At 59.2% G+C, this 23,388-nt stretch carries 25 protein-coding genes; 5 read left to right on the forward strand and 20 right to left on the reverse strand.

The features are described 5' to 3' along the window. Positions 1 to 19: 19 nt before the first annotated feature. From EV281_RS29725 to EV281_RS29735, 3 genes are all read left to right on the forward strand, one after another. Positions 20 to 781, forward strand: coding sequence for a response regulator transcription factor (locus EV281_RS29725; RefSeq protein ID WP_132658411.1), 762 nt, complete (start codon positions 20 to 22; stop codon positions 779 to 781). A 223-nt stretch (positions 782 to 1,004) separates the two neighbouring features. Beyond that, positions 1,005 to 2,507 carry an alpha/beta hydrolase gene (locus tag EV281_RS31950; protein ID WP_245508407.1) on the forward strand — a complete coding sequence of 501 codons (1,503 nt, stop codon included), beginning with the start codon at positions 1,005 to 1,007 and terminating at the stop codon, positions 2,505 to 2,507. 292 nt (positions 2,508 to 2,799) lie between these two features. Then, positions 2,800 to 3,672, forward strand: a complete 873-nt coding sequence (locus EV281_RS29735; RefSeq protein WP_132658413.1) for an alpha/beta hydrolase — start codon at positions 2,800 to 2,802, stop codon at positions 3,670 to 3,672. Positions 3,673 to 3,791: 119 nt separating this feature from the next. On the opposite strand, the gene EV281_RS29740 is transcribed toward EV281_RS29735, so the two are convergent. The 10 genes from EV281_RS29740 to EV281_RS29785 all read right to left on the reverse strand — a co-directional run bounded on the left by EV281_RS29740 (position 3,792) and on the right by EV281_RS29785 (position 11,247). Next, positions 3,792 to 4,469, reverse strand: coding sequence for a class II aldolase/adducin family protein (locus tag EV281_RS29740; protein ID WP_132658415.1), 678 nt, complete (start codon positions 4,467 to 4,469; stop codon positions 3,792 to 3,794). 79 nt (positions 4,470 to 4,548) lie between these two features. Beyond that, on the reverse strand, positions 4,549 to 5,376 hold the full coding sequence (locus EV281_RS29745) for an ABC transporter permease (RefSeq protein ID WP_245508408.1): 828 nt from the start codon (positions 5,374 to 5,376) through the stop codon (positions 4,549 to 4,551). Further along, entirely contained in the window at positions 5,373 to 6,218 is an 846-nt protein-coding gene (locus EV281_RS29750) for an ABC transporter ATP-binding protein (protein ID WP_132658417.1), read from the reverse strand. The genes EV281_RS29745 and EV281_RS29750 overlap by 4 nt, the downstream gene beginning before the upstream one ends. A gap of 11 nt (positions 6,219 to 6,229) precedes the next feature. Then, positions 6,230 to 7,267, reverse strand: a complete 1,038-nt coding sequence (locus EV281_RS29755; RefSeq protein ID WP_132658419.1) for an ABC transporter substrate-binding protein — start codon at positions 7,265 to 7,267, stop codon at positions 6,230 to 6,232. 316 nt (positions 7,268 to 7,583) lie between these two features. Next, positions 7,584 to 8,021, reverse strand: coding sequence for a CBS domain-containing protein (locus EV281_RS29760; protein ID WP_132658421.1), 438 nt, complete (start codon positions 8,019 to 8,021; stop codon positions 7,584 to 7,586). Between the two features lie 338 nt (positions 8,022 to 8,359). Further along, positions 8,360 to 8,662, reverse strand: a complete 303-nt coding sequence (locus tag EV281_RS29765; protein ID WP_132658423.1) for a DUF6522 family protein — start codon at positions 8,660 to 8,662, stop codon at positions 8,360 to 8,362. 105 nt (positions 8,663 to 8,767) lie between these two features. Further along, positions 8,768 to 9,073, reverse strand: a complete 306-nt coding sequence (locus tag EV281_RS29770) for a metal-sulfur cluster assembly factor (RefSeq protein WP_132658425.1) — start codon at positions 9,071 to 9,073, stop codon at positions 8,768 to 8,770. Next, the gene (locus EV281_RS29775) at positions 9,060 to 9,587 is read right to left on the reverse strand and encodes a DUF2249 domain-containing protein (protein ID WP_132658427.1); all 528 of its coding nucleotides are present in this window, start codon (positions 9,585 to 9,587) and stop codon (positions 9,060 to 9,062) included. The genes EV281_RS29770 and EV281_RS29775 overlap by 14 nt, the downstream gene beginning before the upstream one ends. Beyond that, positions 9,571 to 10,947 carry a hypothetical protein gene (locus EV281_RS29780; RefSeq protein WP_132658429.1) on the reverse strand — a complete coding sequence of 459 codons (1,377 nt, stop codon included), beginning with the start codon at positions 10,945 to 10,947 and terminating at the stop codon, positions 9,571 to 9,573. Before EV281_RS29780 ends, EV281_RS29775 begins: the two co-directional genes overlap by 17 nt. A gap of 15 nt (positions 10,948 to 10,962) precedes the next feature. Beyond that, a complete protein-coding gene (locus EV281_RS29785) occupies positions 10,963 to 11,247 on the reverse strand; it encodes a DUF2249 domain-containing protein (RefSeq protein WP_132658431.1) in 285 nt (94 codons plus the stop codon). Positions 11,248 to 11,504: 257 nt separating this feature from the next. On the opposite strand from EV281_RS29785, the gene hemN reads away from it, so the two are divergent. Further along, on the forward strand, positions 11,505 to 12,857 hold the full coding sequence (hemN, locus tag EV281_RS29790) for an oxygen-independent coproporphyrinogen III oxidase (RefSeq protein WP_132658433.1): 1,353 nt from the start codon (positions 11,505 to 11,507) through the stop codon (positions 12,855 to 12,857). Positions 12,858 to 12,997: 140 nt separating this feature from the next. Here hemN and EV281_RS29795 read toward each other — a convergent pair whose 3' ends face one another. From EV281_RS29795 to EV281_RS29820, 6 genes are all read right to left on the reverse strand, one after another. Next, positions 12,998 to 14,884 (reverse strand): VWA domain-containing protein, encoded by a 1,887-nt coding sequence (locus EV281_RS29795; RefSeq protein WP_132658435.1) that lies wholly within the window; start codon positions 14,882 to 14,884, stop codon positions 12,998 to 13,000. Between the two features lie 7 nt (positions 14,885 to 14,891). Beyond that, positions 14,892 to 15,704: a CbbQ/NirQ/NorQ/GpvN family protein gene (locus EV281_RS29800; RefSeq protein WP_132658437.1), complete on the reverse strand. Its 813-nt coding sequence runs from the start codon at positions 15,702 to 15,704 to the stop codon at positions 14,892 to 14,894. 27 nt (positions 15,705 to 15,731) lie between these two features. Then, positions 15,732 to 17,072, reverse strand: a complete 1,341-nt coding sequence (locus tag EV281_RS29805) for a cbb3-type cytochrome c oxidase subunit I (RefSeq protein WP_132658439.1) — start codon at positions 17,070 to 17,072, stop codon at positions 15,732 to 15,734. Positions 17,073 to 17,090: 18 nt separating this feature from the next. Next, on the reverse strand, positions 17,091 to 17,543 hold the full coding sequence (locus tag EV281_RS29810) for a cytochrome c (protein ID WP_132658441.1): 453 nt from the start codon (positions 17,541 to 17,543) through the stop codon (positions 17,091 to 17,093). 226 nt (positions 17,544 to 17,769) lie between these two features. Next, a complete protein-coding gene (locus tag EV281_RS29815) occupies positions 17,770 to 18,051 on the reverse strand; it encodes a cytochrome C oxidase subunit IV family protein (protein ID WP_132658443.1) in 282 nt (93 codons plus the stop codon). After that, positions 18,048 to 18,590, reverse strand: a complete 543-nt coding sequence (locus EV281_RS29820) for a cytochrome c oxidase subunit 3 (RefSeq protein ID WP_132658445.1) — start codon at positions 18,588 to 18,590, stop codon at positions 18,048 to 18,050. Before EV281_RS29820 ends, EV281_RS29815 begins: the two co-directional genes overlap by 4 nt. Before the next feature lie 159 nt (positions 18,591 to 18,749). Between EV281_RS29820 and EV281_RS31365 the strand changes: the two genes are divergently transcribed. After that, a complete protein-coding gene (locus tag EV281_RS31365; protein WP_165911998.1) occupies positions 18,750 to 18,905 on the forward strand; it encodes a hypothetical protein in 156 nt (51 codons plus the stop codon). Positions 18,906 to 18,923: 18 nt separating this feature from the next. Here the strand turns inward: EV281_RS31365 and EV281_RS31370 are convergent, their stop codons facing one another. The 4 genes from EV281_RS31370 to EV281_RS29840 all read right to left on the reverse strand — a co-directional run bounded on the left by EV281_RS31370 (position 18,924) and on the right by EV281_RS29840 (position 23,207). Next, positions 18,924 to 19,262, reverse strand: coding sequence for a hypothetical protein (locus EV281_RS31370; RefSeq protein ID WP_165911999.1), 339 nt, complete (start codon positions 19,260 to 19,262; stop codon positions 18,924 to 18,926). A 535-nt stretch (positions 19,263 to 19,797) separates the two neighbouring features. After that, complete coding sequence (locus tag EV281_RS29830; protein ID WP_132658448.1) at positions 19,798 to 20,250, reverse strand: pseudoazurin; 453 nt, start codon at positions 20,248 to 20,250, stop codon at positions 19,798 to 19,800. Positions 20,251 to 20,538: 288 nt separating this feature from the next. After that, entirely contained in the window at positions 20,539 to 22,464 is a 1,926-nt protein-coding gene (locus EV281_RS29835) for a PAS domain-containing sensor histidine kinase (RefSeq protein ID WP_132658449.1), read from the reverse strand. A gap of 17 nt (positions 22,465 to 22,481) precedes the next feature. Continuing rightward, positions 22,482 to 23,207 (reverse strand): helix-turn-helix domain-containing protein, encoded by a 726-nt coding sequence (locus EV281_RS29840; protein WP_132658450.1) that lies wholly within the window; start codon positions 23,205 to 23,207, stop codon positions 22,482 to 22,484. Positions 23,208 to 23,388 lie beyond the last annotated feature (181 nt).

The raw sequence follows: 23,388 nt of genomic DNA on the forward strand, positions 1-23,388 counted from the left end.
AATATGTACTGCTGTTGGGTTGCAAAATATTCTGGAGAGCACGCACGTGTCCAACAGTGCTGGAAAACGCCGCACAGGGCGTAATGCACCAACTGTCATCGTTATCGAGCATTCTACGCTGGCGCGTACGACCGTCGTTAAGCTTCTTGAGCGCGAACTCGCCGGGTGGAATTTTATCGATATGATATCGACCGAGAGTCTCGATAGAGCTCTTGGTGCCGAGGTGCGTTTGATTGCATTAGATCTGGCCGGCAGAAGTGTTGAGAGCACCGGTCTGCGTGACGATCTCGCGGCAATTGCCGCACGGTTCCCTGAGGCTCCTATCACGTTGCTCTCAGGTACCGACGACGTCAATATAGCCCGTCAGGCGCTCAAGATGGGCATCCGCGGCTTTTTCTCGACTTCGCTCCCCATAGACATTGCCCTTGCCGGTCTTCGTCTCGTTCTGGCGGGAGGAACGTTCTTCCCGCAGCTGTTGGGAGCTGTGACAAACGGCTCAAACGAGCATAGTCCGGCCAGAAGTGAGGCCGAAAAAACCCTGGATGACAGGACGCAGTACCTGGCGATTGCCGATTTCACGCCCCGGGAGGCGGATGTGCTTGCAGCATTGCAATGCGGCTTCTCAAATAAAGTAATTGCCGGAAAACTCAATTTGTCTGGGCATACGGTAAAGATGCATTTGCAACATATAATGCGCAAGTTGCAGGCGCAGAACCGCACGGAAGTGGTTGCCCGCTTAGGTCAGAGAGCCGGCGGCGGGCATGATGCCTCGCCGAGTTAGTCGAAACGGCGACCTTACAAACCAGACGAAATCACCGAAGATTTCTTGTCCAAGCGGCTCAGCGGTTTTTGACGATCGCTCAAGGCACCAGTGCCACGGTGCTGAAAGATTCCAAGACGCGATAGCCCCATGCCCTAGGATGGCGGTGCCATTCCGGCGGCAGATTTCATCTTGAGCTGCATTGTTCTAAACTGTCCTGAACACGTCGTCGGGTTGGTGTATCATGGCAGGCCAGCTAACCATTCAGGTGTTGGGCGACATCAACGTTCGGCAGGGGGAACAGCTTCTGCCACTGCCACAGTCGAAGAAAACGCGCGCTCTTCTCGGCTATTTGGCCGTCATCGGTAGGCCCCAGCGTCGCGAGCATCTTTGCAAGATGTTCTGGGAGATTCCAGACGACCCACGGGCTTCCTTGAGATGGAGCCTCCACAAACTCAGGCCAATCGTGAATACTGAGGATCATGTGCGTCTCCATACGGACTACAGTTCCGTTTTCCTCAGGCCCGAGACCATTGATGTGGACTTCACAGGCATGGCTTCCCTCCGGCCCGCTGACCTCGACGTGTTAAGTACGGAGACATTGGAGTCGCTTGCCAGCACATTTCGCGGTGAATTTCTCGAGGGCCTCTGTCTGCCCCACTGCCCAGACTTTGAAGCGTGGCGGCTATATCATCGAGATATGGCACTTCGGGCGCATGCGGGAATTCTGCGTGCTCTCATCCCCCGCCTTCAAGGCAATCCTGAGCGCGTGCGCCTTCAATCACTGGTGCTCGATCGCCTTGTCGAAGAGATTGCCGACGCCGATCCGCCGGCGCAGCGGTCGGAACCTTCAATCCCGGGGACTAAACTGCTAGAGGATTGTCGCAATGCCACTGACCGGTTGCCCAGACATTCACGGCCTGCATCAGATCTCATCTCGCGGACTTTTGAAGCGGATGTCCAATCGCCATCGGTGACAACCAGCAGGAGATCGCAGGAAATTCGCTTCTGCAGAACCTCCGACCGGGTGACAATTGCTTACGCGGTGTGTGGACACGGATCACCAATCGTGCGAGCCGCACATTGGATGTCGCATCTTCAGTATGATTGGGAAAGTCCGGTGTGGAGGCACTGGATCGACGCCCTCTCGGAGAAAACGAAACTCATACGCTATGACGAACGCGGCACCGGGCTTTCGGATTGGGTTGCTGAGGATATTTCGTTTGCGGCGATGATTGCCGACCTGGAGGGCGTGGTTGATGCGGCAGGCCTCGACCGATTCACACTGCTGGGCGTATCTCAGAGCTGCGCCGTCTCTGTAGCTTATGCCGTTCGACATCCCGAACGCGTTTCAGGGCTCATTCTATACGGAGGATTCGTAAAGGGCTGGCGCAAGCGACGTGATAGCCATGAGATAGCTACGCATGAGGCAATGACTGCATTGATCCGGGAAGGATGGGGCCAGAACAATCCGGTCTTCCGGCACCTGTTCACCGCAATGTTCATTCCGGGGGCCGACCAGGTGCAAATGGATTGGTTTGACGAACTGCAACGCATTTCGGTGTCACCCAGCAACGCAGGTCGTTTACATGAGGCATTCGGAGATATCGACGTTTCGGATGCGCTGTCTCAGGTGACGGTCCCGACGCTCGTCTTGCACGCAAGAAAAGACGCTGTCGTCCCGTTCCAGTCCGGAAGGGAGTTTTGCAACGGGCATTGCTGGGGCTCGATTTGTCGATCTCGATAGCGCCAATCACATTCTCCTGGCCAACGAACCCGCCTTTGAGCAGTTTGTTCTCGAAGTATCCCGCTTCGTCGCCAAAACACAGGCTAATGTTCTATCTCCCTGACGTGCAGCTGACCGCGGAGGCGTCGTCAACTGGGCAGGACGCCCCCCTCTTGCAGCTCTGTCGCACCCGACTGTGTCGCTCTTTCAACGATAAGCCCGGCATTTTCAACGGATCCTCCCACACTCTTTCCCACGCGCGCGGCATAACATGCTTCTCGTTATATTCGACGCGGGCAGGGAGAGCACGACGATGAAGGTCCATAGCGTAACTGGTGGCGCAGGATTGCGACTGCATGTTCGCGAGTGGGGAAGAGAGGACGCACCGTCGATCCTCTTCATCCACGGGTGGTCACAGAGCCATCTCTGCTGGAAGAATCAGTATGAAAGCAGGCTTGCAGATGATTTTCGCCTCGTCGCCCTTGACCTGCGCGGCCACGGCATGTCGGACGCTCCCCTTGACGCGGGTTCTTATACCGAACCGCAGCTTTGGGCAGACGATATCGCCGCGGTCATAGACGAACTCAAGCTTGGCAATCCGATCCTTGTGGGCTGGTCCTACGCCGGCTTCATTATTTGCGACTATCTCCGCGCCCACGGAACTGCGCATGTTGCGGGCATCAACTTTGTGGGCGGGGCAACTACGCTCAATAAGGCGGCGTTCGGTACCTTAATTGGTTCGGGTTTCCTCGATCATGTCATTGGGGCCACGAGCGACGACCTGCCCGGCAACATCGCAGCAATCCGCAAATTCGTGCGTGCTTGCACATATTCGCAACTGCCTGCCGACGTATTCGAAACGGCAATTTGCTGGAACATGATCGTGCCAGCGAAAATCCGGGCAGCCCTGCTGGCCCGTGAGATCGATTCTGACGCCGTGCTGACTGCACTTGCGGTGCCTGTCCGAGTAACCCACGGCCGAGAGGACACGGTGATATTGCCGGCGATGGGCCGGCACCTTCTGGCATTATGCCCTGGAGCTACGGCATCGTGGTATTCCGCGACGGGGCACGCACCTTTTCTGGAGGATTCCAGTAGGTTTAACAATGAGCTCTACCATTTTGCATGTGACGTCCATTCCCCGAGGGTCTGCGTGGCGGCGAAGCAACGGCAGGCATCGCGATGAACAGACCGTACTGCCGGAGAGACCAGACACTTTCGCGTCATGATACCATGGCATAGGCTCGGGTCGGCTGCGGCGACTGCTTTTCCTCTGAAAGCCTTGCGCCATCGAATTCAAGGCTCTCAGGCTGGCAGCTTGGCGGCGTGATAGTCCCACACTTTCTGTAGAAGATTTGGCTTCCAGAGATTTGCGGAGATAGCGGCGATCTGCTGGTCCGTAAGGACTGTTGGCTCGCCGATCTGCTCGGCGCGGTGCTGCCGCTCGGCGTTCTCCTCGAGATAGACGGCGAGCACGAATGCTTCGAGAATGTCGCCGGCGGCAATGACTGCGCCGTGGGACTTGAGCAGCGCGACCCGGTTTGAGCCTATGGTCTTGGCAAGTTCTTCTCCGAGCGGACGGGTGTTGATCGAGGCGATGGTCGAAAAGACCCGGATCTCTCCCAGCACGGCCGCCTGCATGATGACCGGTCGCACCGGCTTGTCCGTCGCGCTGAAGAGGGTCGACCAGAGCGGATGCGCGTGGATGACGGCGTTGACATCTGGGCGGCGCCGATAGATCTCCGAGTGGATATGAAACTCCATAGGTGGCTGGCGATCGTCCTCGATCGTCCTTCCGTCGAAGTCGACGGCGATGATATCGCGTTCGCTGAGGGCGCTGCGTATGGAGGCACCGGAGTTGATGAGCATGCGTTCGCCGGGCAGGCGCAGGCTGGCGTGGCCGTTGAAATCGATGATGCCGGCCCGTTCGAGCATCAGGATTGCGCGTGCGAGCCTGCTTCTTTGATTGATGTCTTCCGTCATGGTTGCCCTCCGGAACAGGGCCTGCCGAAACGATTGCGGCCGCACGGATGGCGGCCACATCGTTGGTCAGGCTTGGGAATTAGCGGGCGGTCTTCTTCCAGGGCACGAGCTTGCGCTCGAGCTCCGTGAGGATGACCGATATGACGAAGCCAAGGAAAGCGATCACCAACAGGCCGACATACATCTGTTCGACCGATAGTAGCTCCCAGGCATTCCAGATCATGTAGCCGAGGCCGCTCTTGGAGCCGATCATTTCGGCGATCGCAATCAGCATCAGGCCGAGACCAAGGCCGAGTTTGATACCGCTCATGATATGCGGCACCGCGCCGGGCAGGGCGATGGTCGAAAAGACTTGCCATCGGTTGGCACCGTAATTGCGCCCGACGTCGAGATAGATCTTGTTGATCTCCAGCACGCCCGTCGCCGTATTGATCAAGACCGGATAGAAGACGCCGATCGCCACCATCGCGATCTTGGAAGCCTCGCCCAGCCCGCAGATCAGCAACAGCAGCGGGAAGATGGCGCTCTTCGGCACAGGGTAGGTCGCCGAGATCAACGGATCGATCATCGCCCGGACCGGACGCGAGAGGCCGATCGCCACGCCGAGCAGGAGGGCAGGTATCCCGCCGACGAGCGTGCCCCAGAAAAGCCGCTGCAGCGTCGCCCAGGTGTTGCTCCAGAGCGAGCCGTCGGCCACGAGCGACAGGAAGCTTGCAAAGACCTTCGATGGCGCCGGGAAGAAGCGCTGGTCGATCAGCCCCGTCTGGGCGGCAATCTGCCAGATGAGCAGAAGTACAAGCGGTGATGCGATGCTGATGATCCGGTCGCGGGTGTCCCTGGCAATCAGTGGTTTTTTCGGGTGCGCGGCCTTGTTGCCGGCATCGGTCATATGAGGTGCCATGCTCATGCCTTTGTCTCCCCCAGGTCACGCGAACGGGCGCGCTGTACTTCGTCGCGAAGCTGACCCCAGATCGAGTAGACGAACTCGCCATAGGCCGGTCGTGAGCGCAATTCGAGAACGGAGCGCGGGCGTTCGAACGGAACGTCCACGATCTCCTTGGCGCGACCCGGTTGGGCCGACATGACCATCACCCGGTCGCCGAGGGTGACGGCCTCGTCGACACTGTGGGTGATGAAAAGGACTGTCTTGCGGGTCTCTTCCCAAATGCGCAGCAGCTCCTCTTGCAGAAGGAGCTTGTTCTGCTCGTCAAGCGCGGAAAATGGCTCGTCCATCAGCAGAATATCCGGGTCGTTGGCAAAGGCGCGGGCGATCGAAACGCGCTGGCGCATGCCGCCGGACAGCTGGTGCGGATAGGCTTGCGCAAAGCGCGTCAGGCCTGTCCGGTCCAGATAGTGGCCGACCACCTCCTTGATCTGTGTCTTCGGCGCATGCCGCAAGCGCAGCCCGTAGGAGGCGTTCTCCCAGACCGTCATCCACGGAAAGAGCGAGTCGCCTTGGAAGACCATCGAATTGCCGGGGCGATTCTGCGCCGGTGCACTGACTTCGACCGTTCCCGACGTCGCCGTCTCCAGATTGGCGAGAATGCGCAAAAGTGTCGTCTTGCCGCAGCCGCTTGGCCCGACGATCATGAAGAAACAGCCTTCGGCAATGTCGAGCGACACATTGTCAAGCGCTGTCATCGTGCCCGCAGGTGTTTCGAATGTCTTGGTCAGGTTCCGTAGCCTGATCTTCGCCGTCTCCTCGGATAGGTCGGTTACGCTGCGCAGATGTTGAGATGATCTTGCCATGGTGCAATCTCCTATTTCTGCGGCTGGTATGGGCCGAGTTTCTTGACCGCGTCTTCGGCAAAACTCGTATCCACGACCTTGTCGAGCGAAACTTCGCCTTCCATCAGCCCTTCGGATTTGAAGTAGGCGAGGTCGGTCTTCAGGCTCTCGACATTCAGCTTTCCATCCGGATTGGTGCCTTGCGGAACGATGGTGCGGAAAGTTTCCGGATCCTTGACAGAGGTATATTCCGTCAGGATCGACACGACCTCGTTTGCATTCGGCCCGGCAAGCTTGCCGTTCGAAAGGGCGTTGTTGTAGTCGCGTGCCGCCCGGATATAGGCGCGCATGAATGCTTCCGCGACGTCGTGATGCTGCTCTGCAAAGGTGTTGGAGTAAAGAACGACGGCGAGCTGGTGATTGGGATAAATCTCGTCGTCACCCATGAAACGGACTGCCGCACCTCGGCGCACGGCCTCGGTCGCCGACGGTTCTGTCGTCAAGGCGGCATCTACCGCCTTGTTTTCGAGTGCGAGCACATGCTGCGGGAAGCCCAGATAGAGGCGTTCGACGTCCGCCGGCTTGAGACCCGCCTTCTTCAGCGCTTCGTTCATGGTCGATGTCGAGGCGCTGCCGTTGGCGCTGCCGGCGACTTTGAGCCCCTTCAAATCGGCTAGGGTCTTGAACTTTCCGCTGTCGATCAAATCCTTGCGGATGAGCAGGGGCTGATAGCCGTAGCCGGGGGGCGTTGATCCCTTATCGGCGACGATCTTGATGCCGATCCCGCGTGCGACCGCATTGTAAAGTCCCGCCGAGGGCGAGCCGCCGGCGACGTCCAACTGGCCGGCTCCGAGCGGAGCCACCATCTTCGCGCCGGAATCGAACGGCACGAACTTCGCGTCGATGCCTTCCTCGCGAAAATATCCTTTCTTGTCGGCAATGAAGAACGCGACGTCACTGCTGGAATTGGCGATGCCGACATTGACGGTCACCAGATCGGCAGCGCTGGCCTCAAGACAGCCGAATAGCAACGACGCTGCGACCGCAGCGCTCAAGATGAGCCTGTTCATGACTTCCTCCCTGGTGAATCAAGACAGCGAGTCCGCTTTCGACGCGGATCGCATGTTCCTCCATACAGAACAACGTTCCTTATAAAACCGTATAAGCGATATTAACGATTGTCAATTCGGGAGTGAGCGCTCCTGCGAAAGACCGTTGACTTCACGATGAGGGGTGATCGATGACTGTGGGCAGACTAAAAGGTGCCGGCGATCGAGGAGGGGCGCGTGTGCCCACAAAATGCTCGCGCCAAGGCTATGGCGCGAGCGAGCGAATGAGGGTGGCGGCGAACTGGCTGACAGTCTTTCTATAGAGCTGCGCTGACCGTCAGTGGGCTGTTTGCGAATGTGCGCCGCCGCGTTGCGAGATGCCGCCGAGCGCCTTGCCCGTTTCCTTGGCACTGCCCCTCATAGCGAGATCGCCAAGCGAGATGATGCCGACGAGCCGCTTTTTTCGGTTCAGCACCGGCAAGCGCCGCACCCGAAGATCGCCCATGTTATGCAGGACGTCTTCCACGTCTTCGTCCTCGAAGCAGTATTTGACATCGGTACTCATGACATCTCGTACCTTCGTCTTCGGCCCCTTGCCTTCTGCCACCCCACGGATGGCGATGTCGCGATCGGTGATCATGCCGACCAACCGGTCGTTCTCACCCACCGGGAGAACCCCTGTGTCGAGACGCCCCATCATTAAGGCGACATCCTGCAATGTATGCTCCGGATCGGTGATCTGGACGTCTGTGGTCATGCAATCGCTGATTTTCATGATAACCTCCCTCGCGCTGCCCAGGCCGCGTGGCTCGGGCCAATAGTAATCAACGCGCACCGGTCGGAAACGTTCCGCATAGGCGACGCCGCCCATCCGGATGTCGATACGCCCGAGGCGGTGGTTGCGGCCGGCGGTGTGTTGAAGGCCTGATCCGGTTCTGCCGATAAAGAGCGATGGGGCGATCTCGCCTGTCAAATTCCGGGAAGGCAGATGTAACCCCAGAATGAGGGGAGGCCGCGTCGCCAAGTGCCACTATCGGCCGCGGTCTTCCTGGCGAAAGGAGGGGGAGGTGACATTGCCGACGTCGCAAAGGCTGCAGGAGCGGCCTTTTTCATTCAGTTTCGCCCGTCTCTCGGTGTCATTCCGAAAAATCGCATTTCCTCGCTGAGCACGCCGCCGTCCTCATTGACAATCGCAATCCAGATCCGATTGCCGATGCGGACGGAAAGACGCCGTGTGCCGGCGTCGTCGCCGGTGCCGATCTCCACCCTCGAACGGACGAAACCTCGGCGCAGATGATCCATGAGAAGGTCGGGCGTAAGGCCGAAACGCTCGGCGAGCACAGTAGCGTCAATGACAGGGCCACCGTCTGTCTCGGCGCCAAACAGCCCTCTCTCATCGCCACTGTCTTCGCTCATCGGACCTTTCCATTCAAAAGGAAGCGTTGACTGACCGCCCCTATTCAACGCGCAATCTTGCATATCGAGCGACTGGTTCGCCACGCGAAAAACGTCACTGAAAAATCACGTCTTCGGCAGGCCGAAGAGCGATACCCTGTCCGGCGACCAGGCCGGCTCGTACACAAGCTCGACAACAGCTTGGCTTACGCCGGCAATCTTCTCAACGCGCTGACGTGCGGCGTCGGCAATATAGCCCGACGCCGGACAGAAGCGGGTGGTCGTAGTCATCTTGATCTTCACGACCGCGGGTTCGGCGATGTCGATCTCGTAGACGAGGCCGAGATCGACGATGCTATTTCCCATTTCGGGATCTTCTATCTCACGCAACGCATTGCGTATATCTTCCTCGGTGAGCTCAGACACCGGCATCGTCCTGGCCTCTCGCGCTCGTCCTGATCATGATCCGGTAGGTCTTGCCGGACGAATCGAAATTGCCGATCCATTCGTGACCGCGTGTCTTCAATTCATTGAACAGGAAGACGGGCTCCCGGTTGAGAAGGGCAAACAGAACCTCGCCGTCCTCCATCGTCTCCAGCCGGGAGAGAATGCGCTCCATCGGCTCGGGTGGTGGGAGATCGGTCAGGTCGAGGTTCCACACCGGATCCGGCCAGACCACTTCGGTCGCGGCGATGGCGGCCTCCGATCGCCGGATCGGTTTGTTGGGAACGAAATCGATTTCCCAATCATCATCGGCCAGTCGCTTTACGACATGCGAATAGCCGCGACGTTCGAGCTGGCGGATCAAGGGGACGGGTTCGAATATCGCGCGTAACTTCAGACCCTCATCGGGATCAAGGCTGGCGAACGTGTCCATGATGAGTTGGAATGGCATGCCGCCATCACGCAGGATCTGTCGGACGTCGAGTTCACGGAACTGAACCATTGGCGTTACCTCTGTGGTTTTTTGCGGCGACGAACAGCGCCGGCTTGTGAAATGGTGCCGTCTTGATCTGGGGGCCGACATTCGCAAGCATGCGCGCGAGCACCAGCTCAATAACAAGGGCGAGGGTCGATGCGGTTTGAACAGCCGCGGCCATGCGAAAACCGGCGTCTGACCCAAGGTAGAGCGCAATCGCGGCTGCGACCACCGCAAGATAGAAAAGGCCGAGCCAGGTCCGCGCCCGGCGGCCATTGACGAGTGAGCTGAGCTTCGGCGTCGGCCTGCGGCCAAGAAGCGGACCGAAGGCTTCGATCCAGGTGAGGAAAGGAACAATCTTCAGGAGTTGGGCGAGACCGAAACCGCTGAGCCAGCCGAAGACGAAGAGATAGGTGATCGCCGACACGCTACGTGTCTCGGCATGAAGAAACAGCGATGCTGCAAGAAGGACGACGGAGAGGCCAAGCATCGCGAAGGCCGGCAGCGATCCCAGGGTGTTGAGCTCTAGCGCCGGACGGCGCCTGGCGCGATATGTCGCATAGATCTCGAAGAGGTAGAAGGCGACGACCAGCGCAAACAGCACCGCGGCCGACAGGAAAGCGGCACGCGCCAGATCGGGTGCGAGCGCAGTGCCAATCGCTGCGGCTGACAGGAGTGCGACCGCAAGCGTGCCCCATCGGCGAATGAGCTGGGCCTTACGCATGTCGCTGGACAGCAGGAACATCGGAAGCAGCTTGTAACTGACGCCGATCGCCGCAAAGGTCATCCATCCCCCGAGGCCAAAGCTCGCATGGAACCCAACCGCATCTATGCCGTAGGCGATGAGGGCGGGTGCCTCCACCAGACCCGAGACGGTCAGCGCGAACAGGGCGCCGAAAGCTATCGTGACAAGCAGACAGCCGATACCGACGAGAACGATGGGGGAGGCGGCATGCACGCGTCTTCCCCGCCATAAGAGCGCTGACAGTGACACGGAGGACGCCGCGATCGAAAGAGAAAGTGTCACGGAAGCCGCGGTCATTATCAGCCCGGCCGCCGGGGAACCGAGGCTGATCAGGTGAAAACCCAGCATGAGAAGCGCGGGGCCGGTGAGCATGCCGGTAAAGATGATCAGATCGAAGCGGCTGGCTGGTCTGTCACTGCCTGTCAGGACGGGCGCGAACTGAAGCAACGATCCGATCATCAGAAGCAAAAGCCATCCGAGCGTCACTGCATGCACGATGGCAAGCGCTCCCGGCTCAGCGACATCATGCGATGGCGTCCAGACGCCGGCTGCCAGCAGGCACTCCGCCAGCAGCAGGTAAGACAGCGCCGCGCCGAAATACGACATCGTCCACCGCGACAGGGTCGTGCCCACGGGCATCATGGCGCGTCTCCGGCCCTAGTGGCTGCCGCAGCAGCAGTCGCAGCCCGCATCAAGACGGATGATCTCCACGCGCCAGACATCCGGTCCCTGTTCCAGATATTCCCAGGAGAATTTTCCGGGCAGGGCAGTGTCAAGCTGGTACTGCAGGGGGCGAGGCTCGTGATCGCTGGTAATGTGGAGGCTCTGGCCCGGTGTCAGCGAGTGAAGCGTGCCGAAGATCTGGGGATGGCGTTCGACGGGCGGCAGGATCCGCACGTCGATATGGGCAACCGCAGTCTGTGTGGCTGGCGCGTCTGTCATTATGGCTGTTTCCTTCTGCCGCGGGATGACTGACGACCGGACCGCGGCGCATCCTGTGTCGGGCTCGGAAGATAGTCGGGTGCAGACCGGGCAACTTTGACAGCGAACAAAGATCAGGGCGATTGTTGGTTGTACCGGGGCGCAGGCCACCGCCGTGCTTGTTGTTGGCGTCGCGCTGGCCATTGTTGATCCAGGACAAGGAAGCTGGACCTTCGTCGGCATATGAACATCGTGATGTTCTCATGAAGGAAGCTGAAATGTCCGATACCCTGGTCGCCAAATATGGCGAGGCCCGCCTGCCACGTTACACCAGTTATCCGACCGCGCCTGCGTTTTCGCCAGCCGTCGGGCCGGAGCAATATGTGCAGGGTCTTTCAGAGGTTGCAGCCTCCGGACCTGTTTCCGTCTATCTGCACGTTCCATTCTGTCGCTCCATGTGTTGGTATTGCGGCTGCCACACGACGATCACGCGCCAGGATGCGCCTGTGCTCGAATATCTCGATGTTTTGAGCCAGGAGATCGAACTCGTATCGCAGGCAGCCCGAAACAACGTTCCGGTCAAGAATGTTCATTTCGGCGGCGGCACGCCGACGATCATGAAACCGGACGAATTTTCGAGCCTGATGAACAAGCTCAAAAGCGCGTTCCAGTTCACGAGTGATTGCAGCATTGCGGTGGAGATCGATCCGCGGACGCTATCGAGCGCGATGATTTCCGCTCTTGGCGAAAACGGTGTCGACCGCGCAAGTCTCGGTGTGCAAAGTTTCGACCCAGTCGTTCAAAAAGCGATCAACCGGATACAGAGCTTCGAACAGACGCAGGCGGCCGTAACCGGGCTCAGGGGCTACGGTGTGACGAGCATCAATTTCGACCTAATCTATGGACTCCCGCATCAGACCGTCCAGTCTTGTATGGAAACGGTAAGGGCGGCGGTCGAGCTGCGGCCGGAGCGTTTCGCCGTCTTCGGATACGCCCATGTGCCGGCCTTTAAGAAACATCAGCGGTTGATCGACCAAGCGGCGCTGCCCGATGCCGCGCAGCGCAACGAGCAAGCCGAAGCGATTGCCCGGGAGCTGGAGCGCGCCGGATATGTCCGTGTCGGCCTCGACCATTTCTCATTGCCTGACGATCAGCTCGCCATCGCCTCGCTTTCCGGCAGCCTGCGGCGGAACTTCCAGGGCTACACGACCGACGAATGTGATACTCTCATCGGGCTCGGCGCTTCGGCAATCGGCCGGCTGCCTGGCGGCTATTTTCAGAACCATGTTGCGCTCGGTCGCTATGCCGAGCGGATCGCATCGGGGATCCTTGCCACAGCCAAGGGCTATGAGCTGACCGACGAGGACAAGTTTCGGGCCAGGGTGATCGAGCGTCTGATGTGCGACTTCAAGGTCGATCTCGCAAAGCTTGGCGCCGAGTCCGGATACGATATCGGCTTTCTGCTCGATCGGAACGACCGGCTGGCGAGCCTCGTATCCGATGGCGTCGTGACGCTGGAGAACGGCTGCATCACCGTCTCGAAGGAGCATCGCTTCATGGTCCGCGCCGTTGCAGCCGCCTTCGACGCCTATTTCGGTTCGTTCGGCCGAACGCATAGCAAGGCTGCCTGAACGCGGCTGCTTGCCACTTCCGACAATGGCAATGTGTCTGCTGATCACTCCTTGCGCACCTAACATGCGCAAAAACCAGGCCAGAAACTAAGCCGGCCTGGTTTTTTGCGTGCGAAAAGGGGGCTTCGTCTTTCGCGTCGCTACGTGGTCAAGCTCCGGTAAATGGTAGGCAGCGCGTTTGGCAGTCTTGAAATGTCCGACACGAGTGCAAAGCCGGATCTGCCGAAAATCGCAGGCAGATAGTCGCCGGCGCTGCGGTCGACCGTCACGGCGAACACTGCCTGTCCATTCGCGCGTGCTTCCATGACGGCCTTGCGGCTGTCTTCGAGGGCAAAGCGACCTTCGTAGTGATCGACGTCATTGGGTTTGCCGTCCGTCAGGATAAGCAGGAGTTTCTTTCTTGCGCCGTCACTTTCCAGTTGGCTGGAGACGTGCCGGATGGCCGCTCCCATGCGCGTGTAATAACCGGGCCTGAGGCTTGCGATGCGGCCGGCAGTCTTGCCCGAGAAACTTTCATCGAAATCCTTGACGGTATCGACACGAACCCAGTTGCGTCGCCTTGACGTGAAGGTCTTGATGGCAAAGCGGTCGCCGCAAGATTGCAGGCCACGGGCCAAGACGTCGAGCGCCTGCATTTCCACGTCGAGAACCCGGCGATTATCGACCCAGGAGTCGGTCGACAGGGAGACATCGACGAGGATCGAAGTCGCAAGTTCGTGGCTGGCGGGACGGGCACACTCATAAATCCGGTCGTCCGGCTGGCCGGTGGCGATGAAGTCGATGCGCGAGCGGATGGCTGCTTCGAGATCGATCTGGTCCCCATCCAATTGAGCCCGCCGCAGCTCGCGCTTCGGGCGCAGCGTCTCGAACTGGCGCCTGACCTTGCGCACGAGCGCGGCATCACTGGCGATCAGTTGGTCCACCCTGTCGGGCGAAGAGCCAATCACCACGCGGCAATGCTCGGCGAGATACTGGTTTTTCCGGAAATCCCATTCCGGATAGGTGAATTCCCCGTCTATCATCGTCGGGTCGACGGCTTCAGGCGAGAGGTCTAGGTCGAAGTGAAATTTGGACTGCGGCCGTTCGCGCGTTTCGCTGAGCGCAAGTTCCTCGAGTTCCTCGGCAGCTGACGGATCATGCTCCTCGCTGTCATCGCTCGGGCGATCGACATTGACCATCTCCGCCATGGCGAGGATCTTTTCGAAGCGATTTAGAATGAAGGGATCGCGCTTGCGGTCGCCCGCATCGCGTTTGCGTGTCGCCTCATGCGATGGCCGCGCGTGTTGGTCATCACCGGCCTGGTCGGACGGAAGGTCATCTCGCTCAAACGGGCTCATCTCGCCGCGGCCGCTGAAATCCGGCCATATCGGCAAAGGCAGCATCGGCAGATAACCGGCCGGGGCAGCGGTTATTCTCGGGCGAACGGCATCGGGAAGGGGATGATGCAAGGGAAAGGTGAGTGCCAGCCGGGCAAACTCCTCGATGCGCTGCTCCGCCTGGGGAAGCGTTCCGCGCCTGCGGCAGCCAAGCAGCGCTTGGGCGAGCCGGCCATAGCGTGCCGCCATTCCTGGAAAATTCTGTATGACTAGGGCGGAGTTTTCGCGGCCCGTTTCGATCCGCCACATGTCAGCGAGAGCCGGATCGACGGGGGATGAAACGGATGGTGCGGTCGCCACATAGGCGGCCAACCAGAAATAGAGATCCCGGTTGAGCGAACGTTCGTCGAAAAGATCGACGGCCGCCGGTAGATGGATCGCCGTCCCGTCCCAACTCGGATGATCCGACCTCTCTTCGCCGAGGCCGATCACTTGTCTCAGCCGCAGCCTGTGCATCGACGTTTTCTGCCTTGCCCTCTGGATTTGCAGGGTGGCGCCCCCGCCGAATGCCCTGAAACAGACGGCAAGCTGCGGCCTGAGTTCGGCCAGGTGAACCGCTGCGTCGTGGTGGCGCGGCCATGAACTGGTATTGCCGACGAGCCGATGCCAGGCGCGCCCCACCGTCTCTTCGAGTTCCAGAAATTCCAGCATGCTTCACCTATCCGATCGAGGCCCTGGCGACCTCGACGAGGGCAGCCTTGACGTCCGGTTCATCTGTCAGCGGCTCGATGATGGCTGCCCGCACTGCCTCGATCGCCGGCAGGCCAGCGTCGATGAGCGAGGCGCAGTAAATCAGCAGGCGGGTCGAGACGCCTTCTTCGAGATCCTGTCCTTTCAGTGTCCGCAGCCGTCGGGCAAGTTCGACCAGCGGTGCGACCTTCGCCTCGGCAAGACCGCTTTCCAGCGACACCGTGGCGATCTCCCGATCGCGCGGCAGGAAATCGAATTCGATCGAGACGAAGCGCTGGCGCGTGCTGGGCTTCAGCGCCTTCATCAGGTTTTGATATCCGGGATTATAGGAGACGACGACCATGAAGCCCGGGCCGGCCTCCAAGACTTCACCGGTCCTTTCAAGCGGAAGAATGCGCCTGTCGTCCGTCAACGGATGAAGAACCACCGTCACATCCTTGCGTGCCTCGACGATTTCATCGAGGTAGCAGATGCCGCCATCCCGGACTGCCTTTGTCAGGGGACCGTCCATCCAGACCGTCTCGCCACCCCTGAGAAGATATCGGCCCGTGAGGTCGGCGGCCGTCAAATCGTCGTGGCAGGAGACTGTCGATAAAGGCAGCCCGAGGCGGGCTGCCATATGTTGCACGAAGCGCGTCTTTCCGCAGCCTGTCGGCCCTTTGAGAAGGATCGGAAGCTGTCGGGTCCAGGCGTGTTCGAAGAGTGCGCATTCGTTCCCCTGAGGTGCGTAGTGCGGTATTTCCACATCCGGATTGAGCGGATGGTTGAAGGCTATCGTCATTGTTATTCTCCAGGAAAAGTGGCCGTCTCATTCAGCGGGCTGGACCGCCGGGTTCGATATGCGCGCCCGTCCTGGGATGAGCAGCGACCAGACGAACATCAAAGCGCTGATGAAGACGAAGATGCCGGAGCCAAGTCTCACCCAATAGAAGAGGGCGAGCTGATCCTGGACTTCCATGTACGACTGGCCGAGAACCCGCTGCAGGTGAACCTGGATGATGCCAGCGAAGGTGAGTGCGAAGGTCATGACCGACATTGCGGTGCACATGATCCAGAAACTTGCGATCGACAGCCACTGGTTATAGGGCGCGCGGCCGCGGATCTGCGGGACGGCATAGGCCATTGCTGCGAGATTGAGCATCACATAGGCACCGAAGAAGGCCAGATGTCCGTGGGCGGCAGTGACCTGCGTGCCGTGGGTGTAATAGTTGACCGATGAGAGCGTGTGCAGGAAACCCCAGACACCGGCACCAAAGAAAGCCATGACCGAGCAACCAAGCGACCAGAGGAGGGCGGCCCTGTTTTCGTGCTTGCGGCCGGCGCGCCAGGTCATGACAAAGGTGAACACGACCATGGTGAAGAAGGGCGCTACCTCAAGCGTCGAGAAAAGCGATCCAATCCACTGCCAGTAACCCGGAGCGCCGATCCAGTAATAATGATGGCCGGTGCCGAGGATCCCGGAAAACAGCGCCAGACCGATAATGACATAGAGCCACTTCTCGACCACTTCCCGGTCGATCCCGTTCAGCTTGATCATCAGGAAGGCAAGGACCGACGCCATGATCAATTCCCAGACGCCTTCGACCCACAGATGGACGACATACCACCAGTACATCTTGTCGAGCGCGAGATTGACGGGATTGTAGAAGGCGAAGAGGAAGAAGATCGCGACCCCCCACAGGCCGAAGAGCAGGATGTTGGTAATGGTCGTCTTGCGTCCCTTGAGCGCGGTCATGGTAACGTTGAAGAGGAACATCAGCGCGACGACCACGATCCCGACCTTGATCGCAAAGGGCTGTTCCAGGAATTCGCGGCCTTCATGAATATGGAAGAGATAACCCACGACGGCGACTGCCGCCGCGATCAGGAAGATCCAGAACTGCGCGATTGCGATCTTGGTGCTGTAGAGCTCGGTTTCGCATTCTTCCGGCAGCAGGAAATAGGTCGTCCCCATGAAGCCCATGAGCAGCCAGACGATCAATGCATTGGTATGGATCATGCGCACGATGTTGAAGGGCAGTTCGACGGATAGCGTGTTGGGCAGCACGTAGATGGTGCCGGCGAGCACGCCGAACAGGAGCTGTGCCATGAACAGGCCGAGCGCTCCGTAGAAATAGAGCATTGCGATGCTCTGGGTCTTATACTTCATTTCTTTACCCTCTCGCTGTCAGCCGGCCTGGTTCGGAGGCCAGTTTTGGGTGTTGGTCTTGCTGACCCATTCGAGGAAATCGGCGAGGTCATCGACCTCCTGGTCTGTAAGATTGAACTGCGGCATCTGCCGTCTGCCTTCGATGCCGGAAGGCTGTGCAGCCATCCACGCGTGAAGCGCCTCGCGGGCACTCGCCGGGTCCTTGTCCCCGCCCCAGCGGATCCAGACATTCGAGAGTTCCGGTGCGAAATAAGCGCCTTCGCCATCAAGTGTGTGGCAGTTGATGCAGGAGTTCTTTTCCCAGATGTGTTTTCCGCGGGCGACGCTTTCCGTCAGGGTGGCCTCATTGGTGGACACCGTGCGGATGTAATAGTGACTGTGGGCCGTAAGGCCCACGAATATGGCGAAGAAGAATGCCGACCCGCCGTAGAACACGTTTCGGGCCGCAGTTTTTGTCAGGCGTTCAGCCATCGATCATCCTTTCATGTCAGTGGCGATGTCGCCGCGACGTCGGAATTCGAGCCGGCGGGGCAGCTCGCTGGAACGGAATGGCGGAATTCGACCGCAAGCTCTTTGCTCATTCGCAAGCAAGACGACGAATATACGAGGCCCCTATGCGCAGTGAGGCATGCAAGCGACGGCGCAAGCCATGTGCGGCTTGCGGCCAGGCTGGGACCAATCGAGAGTAAGCCTAACGTCAAACAGACAATTGCAAGGCGGCGCGTGTGACCGCGATCAGCAGCACGAATGCTGCCCAGGACCATAAGGCTGCGGTCAAAGATGTCCCGGCTCCGCGAAGCCCGAGAAAATCCAGAACGACAAGCCGAACTTTGATGACGGCAATCGTTGCGATCGCCACAGCGACCAAAGCCGGCGGCACCCCGCTCGGCGGGGCGCGCGTCAAGATGATCATGCAGCCCGTCAGAGCAAGGAGGAGCAGCAAGGCACGCGAGCAATTCGGACGATCGGAATGTGTCATAGCAAGTAGACCACCGGAAACATGACGAGCCAGACGATGTCGATCACATGCCAGAGCGTAGTGATCAGGTGGACATTTTCGCTTGTCGGAAAGACTGCGACTAGCACGAGGATGATCGAACCGAATGCTACATGCATCAGATGAAATCCGGTGATGAGAAGATAAAGTTGCGAGAACGGATCGCCGGCAAGAAGCGAAGAACCTTCGAACACATATTCGCTACATTTCAGCCCGACAAAGACGAGCCCGCCCAGGGCCGCAACAAGCAGCATCAAGCGCCGGCGAGGAATGGCCTTTTGCTCGGCGGCCTTGGCGGCAAACCAGCCGCTTGTCAGAAGAACGACCGTATTGATGACCGGCAGGACGTGAGGAAGCCTCGCCTTGCCGGCCGCGAATATTTCCGGATGCAACACAGAAGCGATGACAAATGCCGTCAGCAGCGCCCCGAAGGCTACCAACTCGCTCCCGGCAAGAATCCATATCAGGAGATCGCCACTATCGGTATCGCGCGGCTTGTCGCTTGAGATTATCGAGGTCATGCCCCGCTGTTTATGACGGGGTTGCGTACCCGTCTTTGTGAAACCGCAAACAGCCGTACGCCCCGTTCGGATGGTCTGCTCGCCCAGCGGGAGGTCTTTGATCGATCTCAAAGAAGCGGTCGTTGCGGCTGGCTATGCTGCGCTCGTAAAGGAGACCTTATGAGCGACGCGCAAATCGGACTTTCGATCGCAACACCTGTCATCGTGATCTTCGCGATCACGCTTTACCGCATGGGTGTGCTGCAACGGACAGGTGTGCTGACGGCGGTCATCGCTGCCATCGCTATTGCCGCAAGCCTTTTCCTCCAGAGGTGAGCGATGAACGGCCCTACATCAGCGTTCGACGAACTCGAAGCCCGCTACGGTGAGCTCCTGTCCTGGTGCGCTCTCCTTGAGGCGATCGCCGATTTTCAGCCGTGTCGTGTCAATGAGCGGCTCTGCGGAACAGTCGCCGACGGGCTTGTTCCCCTGCTTCTGACCAGTCATCGGCTGGAGGAGCAAATCCTTTCGATTTGGCTGGGTACGATCATGAGCGGCGGCGAACGATCTGAGATGGAGGATCGCCTCAAGGCTGGTCGACTGGTCGATCTCGATGCGGCGCAAGATGTGGTCGAGGTGCTCCAGGCGCTGCAAGTTGGCCGCTGCCTGCTGTCCCTGGACGCCGTCAGCCACCTGCTCAGATCATTTTTCTGCGCTTTGCGTCGGCATATCGCTGCGCAGCGTCGAATCTTCAGGGGAATAGATGAGGTAACCAGGGCCGAACTCGGCGCGGCTTAATCAGGCAATGCCTATGGTCCGGTCGGCGGCTGACCGCCAGACCGCCTTCGAGATGGAAAGGTTCATCCGTCGTTGCTTGGACGTAGGCATCCGCTCAGCAATATCTGACATTGGCAGGTTTTTCGCAGCCCAAGCTACCGGCACCTCCTTAATAGGCGCCGCTTAAGGTGTTACGCAGACCTAGAGAGATGCTCCGGGCTGCGTCGAATCGAACTGCGATATCGGGATCGAACTGTGGATCTCGGCCGTGCCGTCAGGCTGCGGTGTCACTGCTAGCCCGTGTCCATGGAGATGGAGCATGCATGACGCGGTTTTGTACCGATCCGGCGAAGTTAGAAATGCCGGCTACGACGAGCAAAAATATCTGGTCATGAAATGGTGCCTGGTCTGCAGGTGGGGCGCATGGCGCCGCCACCTGTGAGGGCCAGCGTTATTGCGTGACCGGCACGATCTGCGCGAGATCGGCATCAAGGCGCTTGCGCACCATGTTCGGGAGCTTGGCGGTCTTGATGGCTTCGAGGTTGGTCGGGCTGTCGCCGACCTGGATCAGCGCCACCATACCCATGCCCGCATGCGGCGTGCATTTGACGACATAGGCGCCAGGGACGTCGAATTTGGCCTGGTATTGCTCGCTCGGCTTGGACTTGAACTCTGCAACGCCATCCGGAATAAGGCCCTTGTAGGTTTCGACGTTATGGCTTTTATCGGTGGGTACGAAGGTAACGGTGTCGCCGGGAGCGATCTTGACAAATCCCGGTTCGAAGACCATCGCGCCATCAGCACCCTTGTTCAGCATCTGGATCTGATGGTCGGCGGCCATGAGCGGCGCTGCCGATGCCATCAGAACTGCTGTGGCAGCGATCAGTCCAAATTTCAGACGCATTTCATTTCTCCTATCGTTCGGGGCCGGTCTTGGCCTCGGCTCCGGTTTTAGGACATGCATGCAACTCGCTCTTTGACGCTCGTCAAATTGGCAGTGGCAATTCTGGTGAAGGACAGCTCTCCGGTCCGGTTTCGAGGATGCTGAGGGAACAGCGCGGGGGGCCTCGACCTCATGGGCGGTCAGCGATCACGACGTCTTCCCAACTGCCGGAAGGCTGGCCCACAGAGGTTGCGGAGCTTAGGCAGGCAATCTGATGGCTGGATTTATGGAGAAGGCTCGAGAGGCCCCTCACCGGGCGTCGATGAGGGCGCGCACTTTTACAGCGAGCTCGCGCGCGGTGTAGGGTTTACGAAGCCACTGAGCGCCAGCGATGACATCATTTGCCGCCAGGGCTGGTTCGGAATATCCCGACGTGAAGAGCACGGCGAGGTCAGGCCATTCGACGCGAGCCGCCCTTGCCAACTCGTCACCTGTCATACCGCCCGGCATGACGATGTCGGTGAACAAAAGGGCGATGTCGGGATTTTCTTTAAGCAATTCAAGGGCGCGCCGTCCATTGTCGGCTTCGAGCACCGAATATCCCATCCCGGCCAATCTTGCGACAGCGACCCTGCGGACGCGGGAATCATCCTCGACCACGAGAATGCGTTCGTCGCCGCGCGGCAACGCTGCTTCGACCTTTTCACCGACAATCGCTTCGTCTCTGGCGCTGGTGCTCGAAAGCGCCGGCAGGTAAATGCGGATCGTCGTGCCGCGGCCGACCTCGCTATAGATCTGCAGATGACCGCCCGATTGTTTGACGAAGCCGTAGACCATGCTGAGGCCCAATCCGGTTCCAGAACCGACCTCCTTGGTGGTGAAGAACGGCTCGATCGCGCGCTTCTTGACCTCCTCGCTCATGCCCTCACCGGTATCGCTCATCGATACGAGGACGAAATTGCCGCTGCGGACTTCCGGGTACATTTTGGCGTAATCCGCATCGAGCCGCACGCATGAGACCTCGGTGGTCAAGGTACCGCCCTTCGGCATGGCATCGCGCGCGTTCAGAGCGATGTTGAGGATTGCGTTCTGCAATTGGGAACTATCAACCAGCACGTGGAAATCGGATCCCGACAGCACGGTCGACAATTTGATGTTTTCGCCGAGCGTCCTTCGCAGGAGGTCTGAAAAGCCGGTGACGAGCTGGCCGAGATCGGCCTGCTTCGGGTTCAGCGGCTGCCGTCTTCCGAAGGCCAGCAACTGTCCCGTGAGCTTTGCCCCGTCGGTCGCGGCGTCCTGCGCCTCCCGCAACATGTCGCGCAGCGGGCCTGCCGGAAGCTTGTCCTCGATCATCTCCAGATTGCCGCTGATCACGGTCAGCAGATTGTTGAAGTCGTGCGCCAGGCCGCCGGTAAGCTGGCCCACGGCCTCCATCTTCTGAGCCTGGCGAAGGTCTTCCTCGATCTTAAACCTGCTGGTTAGATCGCGAACGAAGCCGGTAAATATCCGTTGGCCGTTGGCTGTGGCCTCGCCGACATGCAGTTCCATCGGGAACTGGGTGCCATCAGCGCGCTGCCCGGTTACCACGCGACCATAACCTATGATCCGCTTTTCGCCTGTCTGCAGGTAATGGTCGATATATCCGTCATGGGCCGCACGATAAGGTTCGGGCATCAGCTTCTTGACGTTCTGGCCGCAGATTTCTTCAGATTTGAAGCCAAAGAGGGCCTCGGCGGCCTTGCTGAACGACATAACATACCCGTTCTGATCGATGACGACCATCGCATCGGGGACTGTATCGAGGATCGAAGACAGGTGCGCTTCGCGCGCTCGCACGGCTTCTTCGGCCTTGCGTAGGGCGCTGATGTCACTGTTTGCTTCGATGATCATGGGATCGCCGTCGGGAAGATTGACGAGCACGCAGCGGGTTGCGACGTATATGTCGTGGCCGTTCTTGTGACGATGAATGACCTCGCCCTGCCAGAAGCCCCGCGTTGTCAAATGCGAGCGTATGGCCTCCATCGGTTCAGGGAAACGCGTATCGAGCAAAGCGTATACGGTCTCGCCCACGGCTTCCTCACGGGTCCAGCCGTACATGTTCTCGCTGCCGATCGACCAATGAGTGATCGTGCCTTCGAGCCGGTGCACGATGATGTCGGCCCCGTCGAGGACATGCACCAGAGCGTCCAGTTCCTGGGGCGATACGGTGCGCGGCGAGATCAGACGGTGAGGCATAAGCATTGGTTCCGCAATCAGTGGACGCTACCCCTATGGCAGGTTCCGTCCGAAAAATCATCCACATTGCCCGACAACTGCGCGAGGCGGGCAAGATTGACGATGCGCAGATTGTGCCGTCCGCACGGGACAACGATCTTCCTCTGGGCGAGCTTGCTGATTGAGCGCGAAACGGTCTCGATGGTCAAGCCGAGGTAGTCGGCGATGTCCTGACGGCTCATTGGCACCTCGAGCAGCCCCTGACGGAGCGATTCGCGGTCACGGGTCGCAAGCTTCATGAGAAATGTGCAAAGGCGTTCTTCGGCATTTTTCCTGGACAGGAGCACCAGTTGGTCATGAGCCGACGCGGTCTCCCTGCAGAGGAGGCTGATATAGGCCGGCCGCAAAAGCTCGGAACGCTCAACCTCCTCCTGGAACTGCTTGCGCGATAGGCGGCGGATCTTGCAATCCGTCACTGCTTCGGCGGTAAACAGGAAATCGCCTTGCAGGAAGGAGCCGACGACGTCGCCGGCGAAGTGAAACGCGGTGATGACCCGACGCCCGTCGCCGATGATGCGATGAAGACGCACGACGCCTTCGGTGATCTGGAACAGATGCCGTGCAGCATCTCCCTCCCAACAAATGGCCTTTCCTGCCTCGACCGTTTCGGTCGCCGACATCTGGAAAAGCGGCGACAGCGAATTACCCTGAACTGCCTTTGTACCAACGACGTTCTCAAATGCCTGATGGCCCTGCATCAACATCTCAATGATCCCCGTGCCCTGATTGCGTGATCGAATGGGGGCAATAGAAAGCCGTTTGGTCACAGCGGAATGAGCGGACGGTGCCAAAGGGTAAGACTTTGTAACAGTCTGTAACAACGGCCAAAGCTGCGCCCTCGTTGACCTGGATCAAGGAACGGGCGGGGTCTCCATGACAGTCGTT

The sequence above is a fragment of the Rhizobium sp. BK418 genome (assembly GCF_004341105.1).
Classification (GTDB): Bacteria; Pseudomonadota; Alphaproteobacteria; order Rhizobiales; family Rhizobiaceae; genus Rhizobium.